Raw genomic sequence first — 22756 nt, 5'->3', positions numbered from 1 at the left:
CATTTATGTATATATCTCCATCTCTTTTCCCCTACCCTGTTTGTCCAAAAATAAAACCCGCTCTTGCGAATGTTTAGCAGAGCGGGTTTTATATTCTTTTTTTTACGATTGCCCATTTACTTCATTGACGATTGAAGACAAGTCTGATTTGAATTGTTGGAGCTGTGCTCTTTGTGTCTCAGATGCCACTTCAAGTGCATTTTCAATTTGTTGATACGCTTCGTTTACCTCATTCTTTAGGTGAGCCAGTTGTGAACCGTAACTTGCTCCATCTAATACAAGTTCATTGATTGTATTCTGTATTTCAGTAACGCTTTGCTCTGCAGCTTGGTACGCTTGTTGTTTGTCTTTATGGTAAGGCATGGATTATCTCTCCTTATTCTGAAATTAGCTTTTTTAGTATGGTCAGATCAGTTGAAAAGTATACCCATGAATAAACTGTTGCAGAGCAAAGCATTCTAATAACAGGAGGGATGCTTTATGAACAAAAATGATAGCAAAGATATGCGCAAAAATGCTCCCAAGCAGTCTGGGCAACAGGAGCCTTTAAGTGGATCACATAAAGTGAAGAATCGTAACCATACTCGACAAAAGCAACATAGCCATCACGATATGTAATCAATAAATAAAGGAGTGCAGGAGTTGTGATAAAACAATCCGCACTCCTTTTGCCGTCTAATGCAAATTCTTTAATACATGGATAATGTCCATTTGTTCAAGAGATGAAACAGTCCGTAGATCAAAGAGAACGGTTTCTTCTTGAATTCTTGTTAAGATTGAAGGGTTCCCCTTTCTGAGGTTCTCATGAAGTTCCTGGGCAGACAATTTGTCATGAGTAACTGAGACGAGATAAGTGTCTAATTCAACTTCAGGCATCGTCCCTCCACCAATCTGACTTTTACCTTCAATTATTTTATATAAGAAATTCGATTTCATGGAATTTCCTTCTTCTACAAAATGTGTAGATTGCTGAAGTATTTCTTCTTTTTTGCGGATAATGGATGCAATGGTGGGATTTTTATCCTGCTCCTCCCCTTTGATGTAATGCATAAGTGTCATCTCTAAAGCTGCCAGAGTCATTTTGTCTACACGCAGTACCCGGGCCAGCTGATGCTTTTTAAGCTGATCAATCCATTGTTTTTTTCCTGCAATGATACCAGCTTGGGGCCCTCCTAGTAATTTATCCCCACTAAAAGAAACCAGGTCGCTCCCTTTTTCAATGACAGTCTTTACCACAGGTTCATTACCGATACCCAGTTGTGCAAAGTCGTATAGAGCACCACTGCCTAAATCTTCATAATATAGGATATGGGGATGTCGATGGGTTAACTGAACAAGTTCATCAGTGGAAACGGATGATGTAAATCCTTTTATCACAAAATTACTTTGATGGACTTTCATGATCATGGCTGTTTCTTCACATAATGCTTCTTCATAATCCCTTAAGTGTGTTTTGTTTGTCGTTCCAACCTCAGAGAGAAGAGCGCCACTTTCTTCCATGATGGAAGAAATCCGAAATGATCCTCCGATTTCCACGAGCTCCCCTCTAGAGACAATCACCTTTTTATGTTTTGTAAGGGCTGTGAGAATAAGGTAAACAGCTGCTGCATTATTGTTCACAACCATGGCTGCTTCCGCTCCGGTTAACTCACAGATGAACTTTTCAGCATGGGTATGCCTCGAACCTCTAATTCCCCCTTCAATATCGTATTCTAAATTACTGTAGTGACCTGCAGTCATTTGTACATGTTCAATGGCATCTAGTCCCAATCTGGCCCGTCCTAAATTCGTATGCAATATGGTACCGGTGGCATTAATAACTTTACGGAGAGAAAGAGAATGCGATTCTTGCATCAAGGCATCTGATTGTGCAAACACTTCTTTTACAAAGTCTTCAGTAGATGGATGAGGTCCATGCCATTGTCCATTGAGCAGAGAATTCCGACAATCTGTAATCACCTTTTTTAGTAGGTCCGTCCCTCTTTCTTTTGTGAGGTGATGCTTATTGAGGAGAGTATGGAATTGATTGGATTGTTGTAGTTGGTGGATGGGTGGAATGTGTCTTACGAGTTGTTTCACTAAAAACCCTCCTTTATTCTTTATACTGATTATAACACCCTCACCATTTAAATTAGAACGAATACAATGTGTAAAAGAATAAGTTGGGGGTCAGGTGTAAATGAGCAAGGAAAGGGAGGATTTTTATTTAGAGAACTGGGAGGAGAATATGAAGGATTGGCTATTGGATCCTGCTACGGTTCAATTGGATGAACAAGAATTTAGAGTCGACTTTCTGGATACAACGGAAGCGTTCATCGTAGAAATCGAAACAGAAAATATTCATCCAGAGGAATTAATCATTAAGAAAAATAACACTCAATTGATCGTATCGATACTGATGAAGGACGAAATCAAGGTGAGGAATCGAACCATTCGCTTTCCCTTTTGTTTAAAGCAACGAGCAATCACCTACTCAATCGAGCATCATACCATCGAAATCAATGTCCCCAAAAAGGAATGTCCCACCCCCACTTCCTTCGTGATCAGAGTTCAGGGGTTATCGAATGAGTAACCAGCCTCTCTAAATAGATGAAAAGGTCTGAAGTGAAAACTCAGACCTTTAACCATGTTTATAGGGATTCAATGTAAGAAATGATGAGGTCTATGTCAGGAAACACTCCTGTATCTAATTTAGAATAAACCTTTTCTCCTCTTACTGAAATTTCAAAAGCGCCACCAGAGGACGGTTTTAACTTTAGTTCTTCAATATCTGAACGAAAATGGGTAAACAGTTGTTCCGCGAAACTCGCGGCTTTAGGTGCATAGTTTCACATCATGCAAAATTCAATAGTAATCGAGACCTTTTTCATCTTATTTTCCTCCTTTAATTATATATTTTCTTGTCTGCATAATATCATAGCTTCTATTTTTCTCCAAATACTTACCTTTTTTCTATATGCAGGACTGTTTTGATCTTTTCATTAAATGAAAATCCTGTCTTTGAGGTGCATATACTGATTTAGGAAGACTTCAAATGAAAATCCTCCTTCCCCCGCCTGATTTTTACCCCTCCATTACTTCTCCTTTGCCCGATTCTATTTTTATCCTGTACAATTAGAATATTCAACCATAAAGGGGTGAAGTGAATGAGCAGGGAAGAAATTATCCGTTTAACAGAACTTTCTTCAAAAGCTGGCTGAGGCTGCAAACTTAGTCCTAGTGACTTGACGCAAGTGTTGCGTCAACTACCCCCTCAACCATTTAATGAAGCATTGTTAGTAGGAAGTGAAACATCTGACGATGGTGGTATTTATCAACTGACAGAAGATCTCGCTATGGTACAAACCGTAGATTATTTTACCCCGATTGTGGATGACCCTTACCAGTTTGGTCAAATAGCAGCGGCAAACGCACTAAGTGACGTCTATGCTATGGGTGGAACGCCGAAAACGGTTTTAAACATTGTAGGGTTTCCAATTAAAAAGCTTGGAAGTGAAATATTGACCGAAATTCTGTCCGGTGCACAAAATAAAGTAATCGAAGCTGGTGCTGTGACGGTCGGTGGCCATTCCATTGACGATCAAGAGCCAAAATTTGGTTTAAGTGTTACTGGAATCGTTCACCCGAAAAAATATTGGACGAACAACGGTGCCAAAGAAGGAGACGTTTTGGTTCTTACAAAACCACTGGGTGTAGGAATATTAACGACAGGCATTAAGCGTAAGATGGTGTCGGCAGATCAAGAAAAAAATGTGGTCGAAGTCATGAGTATGTTAAATAAATCTGCAGCAGAAGTTTTACAAGACTTTCACCCGCATGCAGTGACAGATGTAACAGGCTTTGGCTTAATGGGTCATGCTTTTGAAATGGCTAAAGGCAGTGATGTATCCATAAAGTTCTCATACTCTTCCATTCCCTTATTAGAAGGGACGAAGGAATTAGCAGCCAAAGGAGTGATTCCTGGTGGGTCGAAAGCGAATCACCAATGGCTTGAAGAAAAAGTGCACTATGATCCGAGTATCACTAAGGAAGATCAATGGATTGTATGTGATGCGATTACTTCAGGAGGATTATTAGTAAGTTTGTCTGAGGATGAAGCGGAAAAGTATATAGAGGTGTTAGGACTTCACTCGATATCAGCTAGAATAATTGGTCGGGTTCTAACGAAGCAAAAATGGAGTATACTAGTTGGAAAATAATTAAGCGGCGACTCCTTTTGAGAGAAGTAGATTTCAAGCTACTAACTTTCAAAAGGACCACCGCTTATTTTTCTTCAGTCATTTTGAGGAATTGACCTGTGATTCTCTTCGATAAAATCCTCACATGATAAGGAAATCGGTTTCTTTCATTGGCAAAAGAATTGAACCAGATGACTTTTTCATCTAAGGCGATGAATGGAATACCCGTTATTCCTTTTTTAATTTTGAAGCTGTTTCCAGATTGCGAAGCACTGCCGTCTTTACATTGGATAATGACGTTTTTCTCACTGGATACTGTGCGTAATATGCTCAATAACTCTTGAGGGATATCTGTCACACGTTCCACGTTCACTACGATTTGTTGTTTAGCTGCCTTAAAATCTTTCACCAGTTTATTCTGATCACTCACATCGATCCACTTCATTTTCTTAGTCGAGGAAGGTCTGAGTGAGGAACTTGTTCCCTTATGCCCTTCCTGTTGAAGGTGTCGTATGAATTGATGAATGGGTTGGGAGGAATGGGTCTTCTCCTGAATAAATCGATCGTTCCCAATAAGAACGAACTTCCCCCTCGCTCGCGTAATCGCTACATTCAATAGCCTATCGCTTCCTTTCCGAGTAAGGAGTGCCCCCGGTTTCCCATGGGAAGCTCCATCAACGAGATCAAAAAGGATCATGTCATTTTCCGAACCTTGAAAGCCATGAACCGTAGCGGCATATAAATTCAATTGAGAATGTGTGGTCTTTACCAATTCGTCCAATAAAAGGTTATACCATTTCGCCTGAACACGGTAGGGAGTCACGATCCCGATAGATTGCATACCATCCTCGATCGCTTCCAGAGTAAGGTGGATCGTCACTAAACTCGATAGGACATTCCAACGTGAGCCTTTTTGAGTCTCTGCCCATTCCGTACCTTCATGGAGTGAAAATAATACCGCTCCATGTGAAGGAAAAGGCATTTTATTCGTAATCCCCGCTCTCATCAATTCTGCCGAATGGTGATCGCCTACCTTCGAATGGTAGATATAGTGATTGGTAAATGCCGAAATGCTTGGATGCATCCGCCGCTGTTCTGGAAGTAATAATAACTGAGGGTGGTCCTTGCCCTTATCAACGGCATTTGCCACCTGAGCCGAATGGAAGATGTCTTCTTTCAGCCACTTGGTTACCATCGGATGAAAGGAAGTAGAAATAGGCGGGAGCTGTTTAAAATCCCCGCAAATAATGATCTTTTTACCAAGGGATGCAGCAAATGCTATCTGAGGTATATAGGCCATACTCGCCTCATCCACGATTACAAGGTCAAACTCTTCTTCATAAAGAATGCCATCAATCGCAGCTTTAGATAAAGTCGTACCGATGACCCTTGCCTCTGTAACAAGTTCACCTTCTCTTCTTTTAAACTTTTCTTTGATTTTTTGATAATGGACCTCAAGTTGAGACAACCTTTCTGAATCATAACTTGAGTACGTTTTAGCCAGTTTATTTTTTAACCTTCTCCGGTAGGTTTCGACCTTTCCTTTTTCCTCTGCAAGGCTGGGGTCAAGGTGTTCCAATAATTGAAGGACACTTAAATCTGTAACTTCTTCCCTATACCCTTTCCGATTGGCACCATAGCGGAGGACTTCTCCTCTCTTCCACCGATCATGACTGCTGAGAAAGTGATGCATTTCTTCTATTAAGACATCAACTGCAGCGTTACTATGGGAAAGAAGCAGCACTTTTTTTCCTTCTGAATAATGATAAGCAGCTACTCTGGCAAGTGTATAGGTTTTTCCTGTTCCAGGTGGTCCCCATAGATAAGTGACAAAATTATACTTACTGCGCACATATGCTTCGTGTAAAGGGTTTTTAAACGTAGTCTTCGGATGCCTTGTTTCTTTCATTGGATTCATCACATGCTGAATACGCTCTGTTTTTACGTGGCGCTCTTTTGCTTCTTCTAATCTTTCTATTAACTTCTCTAATATCTCCCATGGTTCATGCAATATTTGTCCATGAGAAATGGTGTCTCCAATGAATTGATCGAGCTCAATCATGCACTCCCGATCCTCTGAACTAATCACCACCCCTGTGATTCTTGATTGTTTTCTTTTAAGAACTACGCCCCCTCCTTCTGGTAAAGACCCAGGGTAACTAAGGGTGAACCAATAAATATAGGCATTTTCTTCTTTTCGGATACATCTGCCTTTCTCTATCATAACTCCAGATGTTTCCTGTTTTTTTAGTTGTAGTATTTCCATATCAAGAGCGATTTGCCACTCTTCTATCATTTCAGTCGTTTTCATCTGAATCACCTTTGTCATACGTAAAAATTCAAGAACCTTATCATAACAATTTATTATGGGAGTGTATATGATTATTGGGTTATTGGGAATATGCCCCTCCTTTTTCAACCCAGGTCAAAAAATAAAAAAGAACCGATAGTACATTCCGGCTCTTCTCCATAAATATAAAAATTACATAGCCTCGCCTGACTCCTCTTCTTCATCTTCTACAAATCGATCTGCATAGTACATAACATCTTCTACATATTTTTCGCTATGATTGTAGGCAAATACAGCTTGTTCGATTTTTCCATCAGCTGCTCCATTTCGTTCCAAATAGTTTGCAGCACTAAATACTGCATCTTCAATTTGAAATGGATCGGCTATACCATCTCCATTTGCATCGACTCCATAACCACCATACTTTTCAATGACTTCGGGGTCTGTTTTTTGGTTTTGTGGAATATTCCCCTTCCCTAAGCCTGAGCAACTCGGGTGTGACCAGCCGACAAATGTACATGGCATGAATTGCATGTGTCCTTCAGCTCCCACAGGAGACACAAGAGTTTTCATGGTTGAAAATTTTGTTTCGACCCGGTGATGGGCAGCCAGTAAATACCATGGTACCCCGTATTCCTCTTCAGCTGCTTTATAAATGGGAATATATTCGGGGGGTACCTCTTCTTTACCAAGTGAGGACAGGTGATAAGTGGTTTCTTCATTATTTACGGCATAATAAATAGCTAAGACGACGATGGGTATAAGGACGATCTTAAATGGTGAGGATCGTTTATTTTTACTGGGACGCTTTTTTTGTGCGAATTTTTTTGTCATCGATGTCTCGATCCTTTACAAGAGTATTGATTCCTCTTGTATTTTAATATGAGAACCACTCTGTGACAATCATTATGTAAAAAAAGATGACCCCCTGAAGTCATTCTTTCTTCACCGGATATTGGTAGAGAAATCATTGACTGTTGTTTGAGGTCACCTAACCATTATTCATTTATTATTAACAAACAAACGCTGCTCCAACGATAATTAATAGGATGAATAAAACTACGATTAACGCAAAGCCACCAGCGTAGCCACCACCGCAGCCATATCCATATCCAGGGTATCCATATCCATACATCATCAGTCACCTCCAGTTATCTTACTACGATATTAATGTATGTAGTGGACAAATTGTAGGTTAATTAAAATCTCCATTCACTTTTTGACTGTGAAGTGCATCTGGAGCAGATTGCCTATGAATAGAGGGTTTTGCATTTCTTGGTGAGGCGAAAAATGAGTAAAATGTCTAGATAGGAAGTGCTTGATATGAAAAAATGCGCCTGGAAAAATTCCAGGCGCTAAACCAATTTTACATGTGCTCTTTAGGTTCTTTTGTTTTTCTTGGCTTTGGTTTGATATATAAACCAAGCTCTTTTTTCTCTTGATTCAGTGATTTATACAGAGACAGCATCATCAGGGCCATAATGACCGAGAAAGGCAGTGCTGCGACAATTAATGCATTTTGTAATGCCTGTAATCCTCCACTATAGAGCAGGATTAATGCAACAGTAGACTGAGCAAGTCCCCAAGTTAACTTCACATAGTTTGGAGGGGTTAATGATCCATAGGTTGTTTGCATCCCCAGAACGAAAGTAGCCGAGTCAGCAGACGTAATGAAGAAGGTTCCGATTAATGTGATGGCAATGACCGATAGAATCGTTGACCATTCAAAACCGTTAAATACAGCAAATAACACCTCTTCAGTATTTAGCCCTGAGATATCCGTTCCTGCTTGTTGAATTTCAATGGCAGATGTACCAAAAGTAGCGAACCAAATGAAGCTGACTAAAGCAGGCAGCAGTAGTACACCGATTAAGAATTCACGAATGGTTCTTCCTCGTGATACACGTGCGATGAAGATTCCGACAAAAGGAGACCAGGAAATCCACCATGCCCAATAGAAAATCGTCCAGCCATTAATCCACCCGCGATGCTCTTCGTTTAATGGGGCAATCCGGAAACTCATGGCAGCGATGTTTTGAATATAGGCACCGATTGTATCGGTGAACATATTCAGGATGAGCAATGTAGGTCCAATAAAGAACATTAACACGAACAGGCCAATTGCCAGTACCATATTCGTATTAGATAGATATTTAATTCCCTTACTTAATCCAGACCATGCCGATATCATAAACAAGACGGTTACTACCGCAATGATAATGAATTGAACGGTGAAATTATTTGGAACTCCCAGTAGATATGAAAGTCCTCCGTTAATTTGTGCTGCACCGAATCCAAGCGTAGTGGCAACACCGACAACAGTGGCGAATACAGCCAGTACATCGATGATCGTTCCCAGTGGACCGTTCACTTTATCTCCAAAGATCGGTTTCAATGTTGCTGAGATTAAGCCTGGCTCATCTTTACGGAATTTATAATAAGCAAGTGCCAAAGCGACAATCGCATAGATTGCCCATGCATGTATCCCCCAGTGGAAGAACGTATAGCGCATTGATTCTTTGATCGCCTGATTCGTTCCACCTTCAGCAAGTGGAGGCGTCAAATAGTGTGACAGCGGCTCGGCTGCCCCCCAGAATACTAAACCGATTCCCATCCCTGCACTAAACAACATGGCGAACCATGTTCCTTTCGTGTACTCAGGTTTCTCGTCTGGCTTTCCTAATCTTATCGTTCCCATTGGACTAAAGATCAAGAATACGCAGAAAATAACAATGACTGTTACTAAAATAAGATAATACCAACCGAATGTTGAGGTAATAAAGGATTGCATATCAGCTGTTACATTTTCGAATGACTTTGGTGCGATGACACCATAGGCAACAGAAGCTGCAACTAATGCAACGGTAATCCAGAAAACATTTGATATCCTCTTCATAAAATTCTCCTTTCCATTTTCAATGTGTTTTTTGCTCTTTTCTGTGTGAAGGTAACGACAGCCGGATTGAAGGTGTTAATCTTAGTATGTACACCAGCGGCAATAATCTTCATCTTGAAAGAGTCTCAGTTAATGCAGATGGGAATATGTGCATTCTGAGGATTGGGGAGGAATAATTACTTATTACCTATTCCCTCACGACACTCTCATAAAACCAACATTTGTTACCCTATCAGAAATAAGTTTAACTTTGCAAGTGATAACCATTATATTTTTTATAGTGTCTGTTATTTAAACGTTTTCATTCCAATAAAAACTAATGAAGTATTAACTATGGGTTCTGGGTAAAGTTCTTGTAGTAATTTTCATGTATCGGTGAATGTTAATAACAGAATGTATGGGAGGAGGTCGAGACATGAAAAATGAACAAAACAAATCGCAACATGAAACAGCTGAAAAATTAGCTAAGCAACAAATGGGTGAGGAAATTGAGATAAACTCCGTAGCTCCTTCTGCTAGAAAAGGTTCCGAAGTTCAAGAAAAATAGTTTTTTGATACAAAAAGGACGCCTAAGTCGGCGTCCTTTTCAATTCATTACTCTTCAATGATTTTCACTTTGACATCCTGTACACCATATTTAAGGGCATCTTTTTCTTTTTCCATATAAATGTCGATGCGTTTTCCTTTAATGGCCCCACCTGTATCTTCTGCACGGGCATAACCGTATCCTTCTACATATACCTTAGATCCCAGTGGAATGACACTTGGATCGACGGCAATGACTCTGGCATCAGGGTTCTCGATTAAGTCCACCCCTGTCTTTGTAATGCCTATACAGCCTTCACAATAAGCTGTATACGCCGTAGCGGTTACGTTAACCTCTTTTACAACATTGTCCCCGGAAGTTTCCGAATCAGCGGATTTAACAGCTTGTTCTTCTTGTACGTTATTCACAGTATAGCCTTCTTCTAAAAGTTGTTGGCGAGTGCCAACCTCATCTATCGAAACGTGATATCGATTTGCAATCTCCCAAAGAATATCGCCTTGTTCTATATTATGATAGTCATTCATTGCCGTATCATCTGAATCTGCAGAGGCAGTAGTAAGTCCGATTGTTAGAAAAACTGTGAAGGAAAATATGGAAAATAATACTTTTTTCATCTTGTAGAATTCCTCCTTTTGTGTTTGGTCTATGAAACCAACAGTTGAAATAGTATCATAGACTTACCTCAGACATATAACAAAGTGTTTATAAACGGATAACAATTAGATGACAAGCATGTAATATTTATTGTTTTCTGTCGATTCAGCTGGAAGTGTTTCTAACTCTTTCATTTGTAGGAAAATGTTAGTTGAAAAGCGTAGATGAATTGAAAGGGAATTGTTAATGTAGAGACTATTATGAAAGTTATTCCATCTGCATCATTAGTTTAAGAGTTATGCTATTAGAAATGTATTGAAAAGCAAAAAAACCACTGAGAATGACTTCTCAGTGGTTCCGATCTATTATTTACTTTCAAGGATTTTTACGTTAACTGATTTTCTGCCCCAATCAACTGCTTGATCTTTTGATGGGATGAATACATCGATTCGATTTCCTTTAATCGCTCCACCAGTATCTTCAGCAGTAGCATATCCGTATCCTTCAACATATACTTTTGATCCCAGTGGAATGACATCCGGGTCTACTGCAATTACTTTTGCATCAGGGTTTTCTAAAAGGTTAACGCCAGTAGCTGTCGTACCTGAGCATCCTTCACAACTTGCTGTGTAAGCAGTTGCTTCTACAGTGATTTCCTTTACAGCTTCCTCTTGTGGAGCTGGTTCTGCTGCCGGTTCTTCTTGAGCAGGTTGTGCCTCAGCTGGTTCTGCTGCAGGCGCTTCAGCTTCTGGAGCTACTTCTGCTGTTTCTTCTTGAGCAGGAGCTGCTGCTTGCTCAGAAGTATTTGCAGTAGCTGAAGGTACTTTTTTATCTTCTAAATTGATGACTAACTCTTGTCCTGGGACAATCAGGTCACTCTCAAGTGCGTTCCAGCCAATTAAACTGTCGACGGAAACTCCATATTGTGAAGAAATTCCCCAGAGTGTGTCACCTTTTTTCACTGTATAGTATTCTTTGGATGATACCTTGAGTTCTTGGTCAGGGTAGATTAAATGTGAATTCAGATTGTTCCATTTCATGAGTTGATCAACTGATGTACCGTATTCCTGCGCAATTCCCCATAAAGTGTCACCTTTATTAACTTCGATGTCTTGTGCTGAAGCGCTAGCTCCACCAGACACTGCAAGTGTAGTAAATGCAGCCACAGAAATAATCGATTTTTTTAGTTTCATAGAAAAAATTCCTCCTTATGTAGCTAGCGGTTTATTTATTTTTGCTAACAGGGAAAATACTAACATAGTAAAATCTCAATTCAATAACAGGAACTTTAATATCGTGCGTCAAGAATATTTCACGACTGTAATAGAAAACGATTTCCTGTATAAACTATCATGTATAGGAATACTATGGTAATGATTAATGAAAATAATAGGTATAAAGGGTATTAATGGATAAAATAATTAAAGAGTTCTATTTTATTTGACGAAGATATTAGAAATCAAGGTGTCTTTTTGGTAGATGAATAATTCGTAAATGCTTCAAACATATTTATTTAAAGGAGGTATTGTCTAAAAATGAAGGATGTTTAATCTTAACAAGCCAGATGATTCCGACTATACTATAAGAAGTATCGGTTGAATTGGAGGCTGACTAGGTTGGAAAATCAGGATGAAAATATCGTACTTTATAAAGATGATCCCGACGAACACAGCGGTCGCTGCGACTGTGGGAACAATATTTTCAAATCACGTGTATTAGATGGGAAGTTTTATCGAAAGTGTCAAGAGTGTGGTAAAACGAAAATCGTTTAATAGAAAAAAGGGAAACCGGCATTAGAAATCGGTTTCCCTTTTTTTCTATTTATTCATTTTTTGAATGATTGTAGAAGCAAACTGAACCAATTCATCTGTTGTATGATTGATTTGCCTGATGGCTTCTACAATGTGATTTAATTCAGATTGATTTCGTTTGAACATACCCATATAGTTTTCCATTTCCATTTGAACGGTCATTATGCCATTTTGTACATTGCCTATCTCGTTACGGGAGTTCTCCGTTAAGTCTGTCATATTACGAACCCGGTTTGAGACAACTCCGATTTGCTTGTTGCTTTCATTCACGAGTTGATGAATGGAGTGACTCAGCTCCTTGGAGTCTTCGGCAAGCTTTCTCACTTCAGAAGCAACGACTGCAAACCCCCTTCCCTCATTACCGGCTCGTGCTGCTTCAATCGAGGCATTTAGTGCAAGGAGATTTGTCTGCTCAGCTATTTGCTGAATCGAATTTGAAAGCGGCGTAATCTGTTCTGCTATTGCTTTTACCCCTTGAATCTCGTTTAATAGCGTGTTGATTTGCTCCGTAATGATGCCAAAGCTTTCGATCATATTATCTGTTTGATCTTTGTTCATTTTTGAGAGCTGAAGAAGATTTTTACTGCTCTTTTCTGTGTTTTCAGATTCTGCACGAATTCGTTCCGCTTTCGTAGCGGTCTCTTTTAGACTTTTTTCTGTTTGGCTTAATGAAGAGCCGAGTTCTGTATTCATGTTGAACATTTCTACTTGTAGGTCCTGGTTTTCCTGATGAAGTTTCTCTAGCTCATCCATTCTGCTTTGGATATAGTATTCAGATACAATACTTGCGTCCAAATGGATACCATGATCTATTGCGACCAGTACGGAAGCGAGTTTAGATGGGTCGTTTTGATAAAGTTCTACAATCTTCGGAATCAATAAATGCTGAATGGTTGTGTAGGTGGAAATAAACCAATCAATTGTAACACCATTCCTGTTATGGGTCTTCCCCATCCTCTCCCTCATGGAGAAATATTCTTCATCTAATTCGCCAGAGAATAGAGAACGAAAGTAATCATGGAAAACGTTCTTTAATCGCTCTCGGCTGGAATGATTAACAGCAATCTCTACTAAACTTGGATGTTTATAAAGATGGTCCAATACCGTATCAAGTAAGGAATCGGATAACTGCTCATAGACGGGGAGAACTTCTTTTAGTTCATTTAAATGGTGTTCCTGGAATTGCATATAGTGCAATCTTTCATTCAATTTCTTGTCTTGCAGGACTATGACGTTAGATGTAGGTACAATTACAGATTCAGTCTTGGGTTTTCTTGAAAATAAAACAGCCATGGGGGGTCCTCCGATAATTAATGTTATTTTTTGTTTTATATGTATAATTTTTGTATAACTTCAATATATCTACTTTACCCCAACTTTTTTCCTATGACAATCATTTTGTTTGTGAAATTTAGATTATTCATTAAAGATGGTTCTATTGGATGTCTAAGGGAACCTTGCCCCGAAATTAAGATTCAACCATTCAGCACTTACTATTCCCTCCTATGTAACTTATTCAATTATCATTGTACAAAACTTATACAAAAAGAGGGACGGACCTTTGATCCTAGGAGTTACTCCTAGGAATCAAGGTCCGTCCCTCACTGCTTTATTGTGTTAAAATGATTGGTTCGTCTTTGGTTATGATGATGGTGTGTTCGATTTGGGCTACGAAGCTGTTGTCGGGTGTGATGTAGGTCCAGCCGTCACCTTTTTCGATTACGTTTTGAGCCTTGGTTGAGATGAAGGGTTCAAATGCAATGACCATTCCTTCTTTTAACAGTGCATTATCCCAAGGATCGAAATAATTTAAGATGTGATCAGGTTTCTCATGAAGAGACTTTCCTACACCGTGGCCGGTTAAGTTCATAATTACCGTATACCCATTTTTTCTTGCTTCATTATTAACCGCTTTGCCGATTCCGTTTTGTTTTGACCCAGCCCTTGCTTTCTGGAGTCCCGCTTGGAATGATTTTAATGCCGCTTCGCATAAATTTGTAAGCATTGGATCTCCTTCCCCAACAACAAACGAGATTCCTGTATCAGCATAGTAACCATCTTTAGATCCGGATACATCGATATTGACAAGGTCTCCCTCATTGATTACTCGTTCACCGGGAATTCCATGAGCCACTTCTTCATTTACACTAATACATGTGAAACCGGGAAAGTCATATTCCCCTTTAGGGCCTGAAATGGCTCCGTTATCTTCAAACATTTTCCCGGCGATATCGTCAAGCTTTTTTGTCGTTATACCAGGCTTAGTATGAGACCGTAATTCATCACGGATCTTAGCCACGATACGTCCTATCTCTTTTAACGCTTTTAAATCTTCATCAGTTTTGACAATCATATTATCTTCCTTCTCTTTTGAAATTTCACCTTCCCTTACTATACCGAATCACGCTCTGTTTTTAAAGGGAAAGCTATAACATACATACCTTTAACCATAAGTTTGAAAAGTAGTCCATTTGCATTTCATTTTTCTTCCACTTATCATTCCGGCTTCAACATTTCAATTTTTTCAGTTAAATAGTATAAGTCCCATTCTTGCATTTGGTTCATATCCATTCCATGCAGTACATATTTATGAAAATCGTACACGATATGCTTTCGATCCATACTGACTTCACGATACACCATGATGAGAGCGTCCATTATTGATAAGATGACTGAAATATCCTCTTTTCCATAGTGAACGAGTTGATAAAAGGTTTTATAAAGAATATGGTTAAAGGAAAATACAGTTACCAGTACCCTTGGGTGACGGTTTTCATCATGCATTGTAACGATTCCATCCTTTACCCGTTGAGTTTCACTGATGATAAGTCCGAGATATTTAATGGAATCCCTGGCAGTGTTGGGATCATTAATACCCGGGGAAATCGCCCTTAAAGCTATTTCAACTATTTTTTGTAGAGAATATGCGAGGTCATACTCTCCCATCCGTTCTCTTCCAAAATATATGTAAGAATGGTAATCCTCTACGTTACTTACCTTGCCATGAATCCGATAGAGAATATCTCCTTTTTTAACAAACTCCCCGACCTTTTTTTCAAAATCAATTAGTGTATTTTTCTCTGAAGCGAGTTTGACTAATTCTGAGAAATCAATATATTGAATAAAACCTGATTTAGGAGAAGGAATGTCCAACACTTTTTCGTAGTGATGAGGAATTGTCTTAAATGGTTTTACTTCTTGATCTTCCTGGATAGTGCAATAGTAATCTATCACTTTCAACGCTTCTTGTTCCAAACGCTCAATTAAACGGCTGATTTGAATGGATGTTGCAATATGGTGGATGAAGTAAGCGAAAAAAGCTAAGCAGACAATCGCATAGATGACTCCGACAAATGCAGATGATACGAGATGCTCCTCTAAGCTTTGTCTCATGAATAAGAGAGAAATAATGGAATAAATAAAACCGCCCAGAAAAATCCCCAGACCCCTCATCGTTGTTTTGTCTTTAACGAAATTTTGCAGGGTTCGAGGTGAGAACTGTGAAGAATAAGTTGTTAATACAACCATCACAGTAGAAAATGTGAAAGTTGTCATTGTCAGTAACGACGATGCAATGGCGCTAAGTACAGTTTGAGCGAGGTCAATACTGGTGAGCATCATCTCGGGCAGAAACGGTTCGACTTTATGGATCCAATAGGTATCAAGGGAGACTGTGAGAATGGCTAATGCCAATGAAGCCGCGCTGTAAATGGCAGGAACGACCCAAATGCCTTTGCGTAATTTCATTAAGAATCGTTTCATAGGCTCATTTCTCCTTTATATAATAAAGATGCTTTTCTTCATTAGCTTCTCCTTTCTACCAAACATCAAACAAAAAGAAAAAGTAAAGGGATGGCAAAAGACATGATAGTAGCGGTTAATGCCATCGCAGCACCACTGACCGCCCCCTCCCTGTCGCCTTCTTTAATAGCCTGTGCCGTCCCAACTCCATGGGAAATCACACCGAATGGAAGTCCTTTTGCTATGGGGTGTTTTACTTTCAACCATTTTAAAATAGTAGGGATGATCATAGCACCGAACATCCCTGTCACAATGACGACCGTCGGAATGACTTCTATATTCGCATCAATTACTTTCCCTATATCAACAGCTACTGGGGTTGTAATGGTTTTAATAAGCAAGGAGCGGTTCCATTCAGATGGGATCCCCAACCACATACTAAATAAATAAGAAATAACCATAGACATACCACTTCCGAAAAGGATACCGAAAAGGATCGGCTGTACATGCTGCACTAATAACTTTCGGTGCTGATAAAGGGGATACGCAAGGGAAACAGTAGCAGGTCCAAGTAAATAGGTTATGTAAGATGTGAAGTCTGCATACTGTTCATATGGAATATCGATAAACAGTAATGTGACAATTACAGCAATCGTACTAAGAAAAATAGGTATCGTTATCGGGATTGGCCAAAGTCGGTGAATTTTCACCCCAAAGATAAAATACAATATTGTAATGCCTATTGCCATAAGTGAACTAATGAGATGGATCATGGTTTCGCTTCTCCTTCCATCTTATTAAACTCTCTGCTGATAGGGCGGTTCCTACAAATCCTGTTATCCCGCTAATAACCAGAATGACAATGAGTTTCCAGCCGAAATCAATAAAATATGGCCCCAGAACCATTGCGCTAACTGACAAGGGAAGAAAAAAGAAGGAAAAATGTCTTAGAAAGAATCCTGTACCGTCCATTAATAATCTTTCTTTCACTACCCCCGTTAATAAAAGTAGAAGCAAAAAAAGCATCCCGATAACGCTTCCCGGAACGGGTAAATGAAAGAAGTCTGTACACCACTTTCCGAATTCATAAAATAAGCATAGAATGGCAATTTGAATGATCGTTCGAAAAACTTGCATAATTATCTCCTCGCTATATAGTCTTCTCACGATTTTATCACAATTGGGAGGTCAGTAGAGAGGAGTGAATAACAGAAAAAGAGCATGAGGTGTCATCACCCATGCTCTTTAGAATGAAAATACGTTTTATAGTACTTTAGCGAACGCTTCTGCAGTGGACTGACTGGATTGTGGATTCTGTCCTGTCACGAATTTCCCGTCGGTGATGACATGCTCACTCCATGCTTCAGATTTTTCAAATTGAGCTCCTTGCTCTCTTAATTTTGTTTCTAATAAGAAAGGCATTAATGAATCAAGTCCGGTTTGCTGTTCTTCTTCGTTGGTGAACCCAGTCATGCTTTTTCCTTCAACCAGCCATTTTCCATTTGATAGTTTCGTTCCAACGAATCCAGCAGGACCGTGACATACAGATCCAATGGCTTTGTTGTTTTCAGCAAAGTGAGCCAGTGCTTGCTGAAGTACTGGACTGTCAGGGAGATCAAACATTGTTCCATGTCCGCCCGGTAAGAATATCCCTGAATACTCGTTAACGTTCAACTGCGAAAGGACCATTGTTTGATCCAATTCTTTGGTGACGCCCTTCCACTTTTCCACCTGTTCATCATCAAGGCTGTTAGGATCTAAAGGAATACGGCCTCCTTTTAAGCTAGCCACATCTACATCAAATCCCTGATTCTTAAATTCTTCATATGGTTCAGCGAATTCAGATAACCAAAGACCTGTTTCGTGTTCATCATCAATTTTGCTTTCATTCGTTAAGACCATTAATATCTTTTTCAATGTGTACCCTCCATTTTTATATAGCTGTTTTCCTACCCTTTTGTTTTATCCTCTTCTCATGAAATTAAACTTCTGTAATCCAATTATTTTCTTTTTAAAGGTTTTAAGCTGAAAAAACGACTCCCTTAATGAGAGTCGTTTCGATGGGTTAATGTATATCAAATACGAATTGAATTTTCTTTTGTACAGGATCCCAACTAAGGTAAGCTGAAAACTCCTTCTCTCCTTTTTTGAAACCGTCGATTCGTTCGGATTTCCCATCCGTAAGTACTTTTTTTACGATTGCTTGTGTCATTCGCTTCGAGAGAATAGTCTTAGAAATGGTGAAGCTGCATTTTGTTTTTTGATAATTGGAACAGCCGTAGAACTTTCCTTTGTCAACCACTTTCCCGCCACATATTAAGCATGTGCCGACGCTGGTTTTCGATGTCCTTTTTCCTTTACTCCCTTTGGATCGTTGGATGGAAGCAGTATCGAGGTCTTCGAAATTCCATCTATTTGCCTCTTGAAGGGCGTTTTGAACAAGTTTGTCGCTTAATTTCTTCACTTGCTCCATAAACTCGGGTGCCGAAGCTTGCCCTTTTCCTATTTCCTGTAGTCGCTGCTCCCATTTTGCTGTCATTTCAGCTGATGCCAATACATTTTCACCAATTGCCCGAATCAATACCTTTGCTTTATCGGTAGGATAGACAATATTCTTTTGGATATCAATGTAGTTCCGCTCTTTAAGCATGGTTATGATTCCAGCGCGTGTTGCCTCAGTACCCAGACCTTCTGTTTGCTTTAGCACTTTCTCGAGCTCGTCATTATCCATGTATTTCCCTGCTGTTTTCATTAATGTAATCAGTTGACCCTCTGTGTAACGTTTTGGTGGCTGGGTTTTTCCTTCCTTCGTTTGGACACTTTTGACTTTGCCCTTGTCGCTTTCCTTAACAGGTGGCAGGAGCGGATCGTCATCCTTTTCATTCTGCATCAGAACCTGTCTCCATCCTTCTTGAAGAATTTGCTTTCCTTTAGAAATGAATTCAGCCCGTTCGTCCACGACGGTAGTGATGGTAGTGTAATGGATCACAGCTTTGTCGTGATGTGCAGCGATAAAACGTTTAACCACAACATCATATATTTTCCTTTCGTCTCCTGATAACGATTGAGGATCGGTTACCTGTTCAGTTGGAATAATCGCGTAGTGATCTGAAACCTTTGCTTCATTTACAAAACGTTTGTTATTCAGCAGGCTCTCATGAGGAGTCGGAATCCAGCTATTGTAAGGGCTATATTCCTTAAGCTTAGACAATATTTCCGGGAAGGTTTCAGCTTCCCCTTTCGTTACATATTGTGAATCTGACCTTGGGTACGATACAATGCCTTTCTGATAAAGCTTTTGCAGGACATCCAGTGTCTTTTTAGGTGAAAATTTATACATCTTGTTTATCGTTGCCTGGAGAGCTGAAAGATTGAATAGCAATGGAGGGGCAAATTCTTTTCTTTCTGTTTTCATCTCCAGAACGCTTGCAGGCTTACTTTGGCAGAACGAAGCAATTTTCTCTGCCAATTCCTTTGTTTGAATTCGGGACTCTCCATCCTTTTGCCAAACCCCTTCGTACGTGTGGTCTCCCATTTGAAAGACTGCTTTCACTTCCCAGAAGGGTTCGCTTTTGAATTGCTTTATTTCTTCCTCTCTTTTCACAATCAAGGCAAGAGTCGGCGTTTGTACCCTTCCTGCAGAGAAAACATCCGACATGCCTTGCTGCTTTAGTAGAATGCTATACGCTCTCGATGCATTCATTCCCACAAGCCAGTCCGCACAAGCGCGGGAATAGGCTTCATAATAGAGGCTCCGCATTTCCGTTTCTTCCCTCAAACTGGTGAACCCTTGAATGATGGCTTTCTCTGTAAGAGATGATATCCATAATCTCTTCATGGGCTTTTGAACGCGTGACATTGAAATAATATTCCGGATGATCAACTCACCTTCACGCCCCGCATCCCCTGCATGGATGATTTCTGTGACTTCACGTTTCTTTAGAAGTTCTTTAATGACTGCGAATTGTTTCGCTTTTGCCCGTTGAAGCTCATATTGAAATCGTTGAGGAATGATGGGGAGGTCTTCTAACGTCCATTTTTTCCATTTGCTTTCATATTTTTCCGGGGCTTGAAGCTGAAAGAGGTGACCTACAGCCCATGTAATATAAGCTCCTTTAGGGAACACATCATTAGAGTGTATTTCAATGTATCCTTGTCGTTTTCGATGAGGGAAAGGTTTAGCGAGGGTGGCTCCTTGATCGGGTTTTTCGGCAATAACAACTTTCATAACAATCTCCTGTCCGTCTTTATGATTCCTTCATTATAGCATGTTTTTAAGAACTCTTGTTCTATACGTGAGAAATCATATTTGTTTTTTTCGGTCATAGTTGAAACTAGTTTAATACAAATCTACTTGATAGAATAGGGTTGAATTTTTTGTGGAGCCAAGGGGGGAGTGTGGCTGTAGCTAGAGTGGAGATGGGTAATAGTATGATGGTGTTACGGATAAGGAGTCTTATCCGTAACACCGTTTGCTTATTGTCCTAAATTTTCCAGATTACCTTTAATCTCTTGTAACTGATTAAAGGTGTTGACGATCTCAAGGTTTTGTAACTCAGAAATTTGGACTTCTCCTTTATCAATTTCTACTAAGGCACGATCAATTCCTTCCAGCGCTTGCTCATTATATCCTTCTACTTTTTTGTGGATGTTTTCTGCAAGCTGAGGCGGAGTCAGATCATTGATTTCTTGTATTTCTGTTTTCATGTCTTTTAATCTTGTTTCAAGAGCCGGTATGGTGGATGGGTCTGCCGATGCATTTTCCACTAATCCAGGAAAATCGTTTGCAAATTGCTCTGCTTCATTGAGATAATCGGTCATTTCCTCAACATAGGTCAAACTGTTGTTTGCTTCTTCCAGGATTCCACAGCCTGCCAGCATGAAAAAGCTGATTAATATGAAAAATTTTTTCATTGAACTTCATCCTTCCCTAGCTTTCTTTCCTAATATATACGAATGACCTTCGTATTGGTTTCATTTCTTTTTCATGAAAAGAAGGCTAACACGCTGTTAGCCTCCTTTATGTCTTATTCAATAATTTGCAGTTCTTTAGGGAAATTGGTCAAGGTTTCATAACCATCCTTTGTTATTAGCACATCATCTTCAATTCTTACACCGCCTATTTCCGGAACGTAAATTCCAGGCTCGATGGTGTAGGTCATTCCTTCTTTTAAAATCCCATTATTTAAATGGCTCATTGATGGGAATTCATGTACGTTGATCCCAAGACCGTGACCAATCCGGTGTGGGAAATAGTCCCCATACCCTGCTTCTGTAATGATATCCCGTGCGATTTGATCCAGATCACCAATACGGTTTCCGGGCTTACTTGCTTCCAGTGAAGCCAGTTCTGCTTTTAAAACGGTAGTATAGATTTCTTTTTGCTTGTCTGAAATCGATTTATAAGCGAAAGTACGGGTGATGTCAGAAGTATATCCTTCAAGGACAACTCCAAGATCAAACAAGACAAAATCTCCTGCTTTCAGCTTCCGGTCTCCTGGGTTTCCGTGTGGATCTCCAGCTTTTTCTCCAAAGAGCACCATCGTAGAGAAAGACATTTCACGAATCCCTTTTTTCTTCAACTCATACTCGATCTTCGCAAGAACTTCCATCTCCGTAATGCCTTCTTGAAGTGCACTCACACCTACTTCAACCCCGAAGTCTGCCATTTCTGCTGCACGACGCATGATGGCGATTTCACCATCATCCTTCACAACACGCATCTCATTTAATTTGTCTTCAACATTCACTATAGTCGGCGAGTTGAAAATGTTTATAAATTCCTGACTGCGGCCATACGTTACGACTTCATTTTCGAAAGCCACCTTGCTGCCATCAATTCCTCGTCTTTGAATGGCTTGTTGAATGAATTCCCATGGGTTTTCATGATCAGAGTAGCCGATCACTTCGTTACTCCAGCCGGCATCCTTTACTTGACGTGCTTCCATTCCAGGTACGACCACAAAGGGTTCGGCATCAGGAAATACAAACAGACCCATTAATCGCTCATGTGGATCCGTGTGGAAATTTGTTAAGTAGAATACATTTTCAGTTGAATTGATAAATGCGGCATCGATCTTTTCTTCTTTTAACCAATTTTTCAGCATTTCTATACGTTGTTTCATCGTGTGTTCCTCCTCGAATTTCGTGATGGTATGTAATTGATTAATATGAGCATATCTATGCTAACACATTTTGAAGAAAGTTTGAAATAATCGTATTGTATCTGAAAGTTCTCAATGGGGTTTTATGTTTTTTTGGTAGGGGTAAGCTTTTCCTACCTCTTGCCTATAAAGTACAGGGGGCGTTTGTGATATAATTTGAAGCACACAGTGAATGTAGGGTGGGAGTGGCCACTTCCTTATAGAAGGAGGTGGTGCTTATAGTGACAACGTATGAGGCATTAACGCTAATGATTACTTTTGGCTCTTTAATTGTCTCCATCATTGCCGTAGTTATTTCAAATGACAAAAAGAAATAACCCCACCCTCATGAAGCGCCTAAACTTTGAAGGGTAGAGTTATGTTCCTTTCTCTATTGGGCCACTGCTTTCCTTGCAGTTTGCTGTGTAGCAAGAGACATTGGTTGCCGCCAGTGTCTCTTGTTTTATCATTATGCTCTACTTTTAAGATAGTATAAATCGAGTCTGAAAGCAAGATGAGTACAAGCAAAACTTCACGAAAAAATGTAGCTTGAAGA

23 protein-coding genes and 1 pseudogene are annotated in these 22756 nt (G+C 39.7%); 6 read left to right on the top strand and 18 right to left on the bottom strand.

Translation table 11 applies throughout. From position 1 onward, the window contains the following. Window positions 1–102 precede the first annotated feature (102 nt). Window positions 103–363, bottom strand: a complete 261-nt coding sequence (locus tag ACXAF2_RS00700) for a hypothetical protein (protein ID WP_148968975.1) — start codon at window positions 361–363, stop codon at window positions 103–105. Between the two features lie 117 nt (window positions 364–480). Here ACXAF2_RS00700 and ACXAF2_RS00695 point away from each other — a divergent pair, with 117 nt between their 5' ends. Beyond that, window positions 481–618: a small acid-soluble spore protein P gene (locus tag ACXAF2_RS00695; RefSeq protein ID WP_148968976.1), complete on the top strand. Its 138-nt coding sequence runs from the start codon at window positions 481–483 to the stop codon at window positions 616–618. A gap of 57 nt (window positions 619–675) precedes the next feature. Here the strand turns inward: ACXAF2_RS00695 and selA are convergent, their stop codons facing one another. Next, window positions 676–2079 (bottom strand): L-seryl-tRNA(Sec) selenium transferase, encoded by a 1404-nt coding sequence (gene selA, locus ACXAF2_RS00690; protein ID WP_475136927.1) that lies wholly within the window; start codon window positions 2077–2079, stop codon window positions 676–678. A gap of 100 nt (window positions 2080–2179) precedes the next feature. On the opposite strand from selA, the gene ACXAF2_RS00685 reads away from it, so the two are divergent. Beyond that, window positions 2180–2572, top strand: coding sequence for an Hsp20/alpha crystallin family protein (locus tag ACXAF2_RS00685; RefSeq protein WP_148968978.1), 393 nt, complete (start codon window positions 2180–2182; stop codon window positions 2570–2572). A gap of 58 nt (window positions 2573–2630) precedes the next feature. Here ACXAF2_RS00685 and ACXAF2_RS00680 read toward each other — a convergent pair. Further along, a pseudogene (locus tag ACXAF2_RS00680) lies at window positions 2631–2816 on the bottom strand (Rdx family protein); the annotation flags it as partial. Between the two features lie 330 nt (window positions 2817–3146). Between ACXAF2_RS00680 and selD the strand changes: the two are divergent. Beyond that, a complete protein-coding gene (gene selD, locus ACXAF2_RS00675) occupies window positions 3147–4199 on the top strand; it encodes a selenide, water dikinase SelD (protein WP_475136926.1) in 1053 nt (350 codons plus the stop codon). A gap of 64 nt (window positions 4200–4263) precedes the next feature. Here the strand turns inward: selD and ACXAF2_RS00670 are convergent, their stop codons facing one another. The 4 genes from ACXAF2_RS00670 to ACXAF2_RS00655 form a co-directional block, all read right to left on the bottom strand. Further along, entirely contained in the window at window positions 4264–6489 is a 2226-nt protein-coding gene (locus ACXAF2_RS00670; RefSeq protein ID WP_475136925.1) for a DEAD/DEAH box helicase, read from the bottom strand. A 171-nt stretch (window positions 6490–6660) separates the two neighbouring features. Beyond that, the gene (locus ACXAF2_RS00665) at window positions 6661–7302 is read right to left on the bottom strand and encodes a lytic transglycosylase domain-containing protein (RefSeq protein WP_475136924.1); all 642 of its coding nucleotides are present in this window, start codon (window positions 7300–7302) and stop codon (window positions 6661–6663) included. A 178-nt stretch (window positions 7303–7480) separates the two neighbouring features. Further along, a complete protein-coding gene (locus ACXAF2_RS00660; RefSeq protein ID WP_172655644.1) occupies window positions 7481–7603 on the bottom strand; it encodes a YjcZ family sporulation protein in 123 nt (40 codons plus the stop codon). 231 nt (window positions 7604–7834) lie between these two features. Continuing rightward, window positions 7835–9364, bottom strand: a complete 1530-nt coding sequence (locus ACXAF2_RS00655) for a glycine betaine uptake BCCT transporter (RefSeq protein ID WP_475136923.1) — start codon at window positions 9362–9364, stop codon at window positions 7835–7837. A 415-nt stretch (window positions 9365–9779) separates the two neighbouring features. On the opposite strand from ACXAF2_RS00655, the gene ACXAF2_RS00650 reads away from it, so the two are divergent. After that, window positions 9780–9911, top strand: a complete 132-nt coding sequence (locus ACXAF2_RS00650; protein WP_475136922.1) for a hypothetical protein — start codon at window positions 9780–9782, stop codon at window positions 9909–9911. Window positions 9912–9958: 47 nt separating this feature from the next. On the opposite strand, the gene ACXAF2_RS00645 is transcribed toward ACXAF2_RS00650, so the two are convergent. Together ACXAF2_RS00645 and ACXAF2_RS00640 are read right to left on the bottom strand one after the other, a co-directional pair. Beyond that, window positions 9959–10525, bottom strand: coding sequence for a 3D domain-containing protein (locus ACXAF2_RS00645; RefSeq protein WP_475136921.1), 567 nt, complete (start codon window positions 10523–10525; stop codon window positions 9959–9961). 345 nt (window positions 10526–10870) lie between these two features. Further along, window positions 10871–11698 carry a 3D domain-containing protein gene (locus ACXAF2_RS00640; RefSeq protein WP_475136920.1) on the bottom strand — a complete coding sequence of 276 codons (828 nt, stop codon included), beginning with the start codon at window positions 11696–11698 and terminating at the stop codon, window positions 10871–10873. A 423-nt stretch (window positions 11699–12121) separates the two neighbouring features. On the opposite strand from ACXAF2_RS00640, the gene ACXAF2_RS00635 reads away from it, so the two are divergent. Continuing rightward, window positions 12122–12277 carry a DUF8096 family protein gene (locus ACXAF2_RS00635; protein WP_475136919.1) on the top strand — a complete coding sequence of 52 codons (156 nt, stop codon included), beginning with the start codon at window positions 12122–12124 and terminating at the stop codon, window positions 12275–12277. A gap of 45 nt (window positions 12278–12322) precedes the next feature. Here ACXAF2_RS00635 and ACXAF2_RS00630 read toward each other — a convergent pair whose 3' ends face one another. The 9 genes from ACXAF2_RS00630 to ACXAF2_RS00590 all read right to left on the bottom strand — a co-directional run bounded on the left by ACXAF2_RS00630 (window position 12323) and on the right by ACXAF2_RS00590 (window position 22182). Next, window positions 12323–13609, bottom strand: a complete 1287-nt coding sequence (locus ACXAF2_RS00630) for a protoglobin domain-containing protein (protein ID WP_475136918.1) — start codon at window positions 13607–13609, stop codon at window positions 12323–12325. 316 nt (window positions 13610–13925) lie between these two features. Next, window positions 13926–14669 carry a type I methionyl aminopeptidase gene (map, locus tag ACXAF2_RS00625; protein ID WP_475136917.1) on the bottom strand — a complete coding sequence of 248 codons (744 nt, stop codon included), beginning with the start codon at window positions 14667–14669 and terminating at the stop codon, window positions 13926–13928. Window positions 14670–14812: 143 nt separating this feature from the next. Beyond that, entirely contained in the window at window positions 14813–16078 is a 1266-nt protein-coding gene (locus ACXAF2_RS00620) for a DUF2254 domain-containing protein (RefSeq protein ID WP_475136916.1), read from the bottom strand. A 65-nt stretch (window positions 16079–16143) separates the two neighbouring features. Beyond that, window positions 16144–16830, bottom strand: a complete 687-nt coding sequence (locus tag ACXAF2_RS00615; protein ID WP_475136915.1) for an LrgB family protein — start codon at window positions 16828–16830, stop codon at window positions 16144–16146. Further along, on the bottom strand, window positions 16814–17194 hold the full coding sequence (locus ACXAF2_RS00610) for a CidA/LrgA family protein (protein WP_475136914.1): 381 nt from the start codon (window positions 17192–17194) through the stop codon (window positions 16814–16816). The genes ACXAF2_RS00615 and ACXAF2_RS00610 overlap by 17 nt, the downstream gene beginning before the upstream one ends. A gap of 126 nt (window positions 17195–17320) precedes the next feature. Further along, a complete protein-coding gene (locus ACXAF2_RS00605; protein ID WP_475136913.1) occupies window positions 17321–17974 on the bottom strand; it encodes a type 1 glutamine amidotransferase domain-containing protein in 654 nt (217 codons plus the stop codon). 148 nt (window positions 17975–18122) lie between these two features. Then, window positions 18123–20285 carry a DNA topoisomerase III gene (locus ACXAF2_RS00600; RefSeq protein WP_475136912.1) on the bottom strand — a complete coding sequence of 721 codons (2163 nt, stop codon included), beginning with the start codon at window positions 20283–20285 and terminating at the stop codon, window positions 18123–18125. A gap of 248 nt (window positions 20286–20533) precedes the next feature. Then, complete coding sequence (locus ACXAF2_RS00595; protein WP_475136911.1) at window positions 20534–20971, bottom strand: DUF6376 family protein; 438 nt, start codon at window positions 20969–20971, stop codon at window positions 20534–20536. A 113-nt stretch (window positions 20972–21084) separates the two neighbouring features. Further along, window positions 21085–22182, bottom strand: coding sequence for a M24 family metallopeptidase (locus tag ACXAF2_RS00590; RefSeq protein WP_475136910.1), 1098 nt, complete (start codon window positions 22180–22182; stop codon window positions 21085–21087). 248 nt (window positions 22183–22430) lie between these two features. Between ACXAF2_RS00590 and ACXAF2_RS00585 the strand changes: the two genes are divergently transcribed. Next, window positions 22431–22538 (top strand): putative holin-like toxin, encoded by a 108-nt coding sequence (locus tag ACXAF2_RS00585; RefSeq protein ID WP_475136909.1) that lies wholly within the window; start codon window positions 22431–22433, stop codon window positions 22536–22538. Window positions 22539–22756: the final 218 nt, after the last annotated feature.

Source organism: Rossellomorea sp. ABR4_004 (genome assembly GCF_056159585.1).
This window is presented reverse-complemented; position numbering and strand designations above follow the sequence as displayed.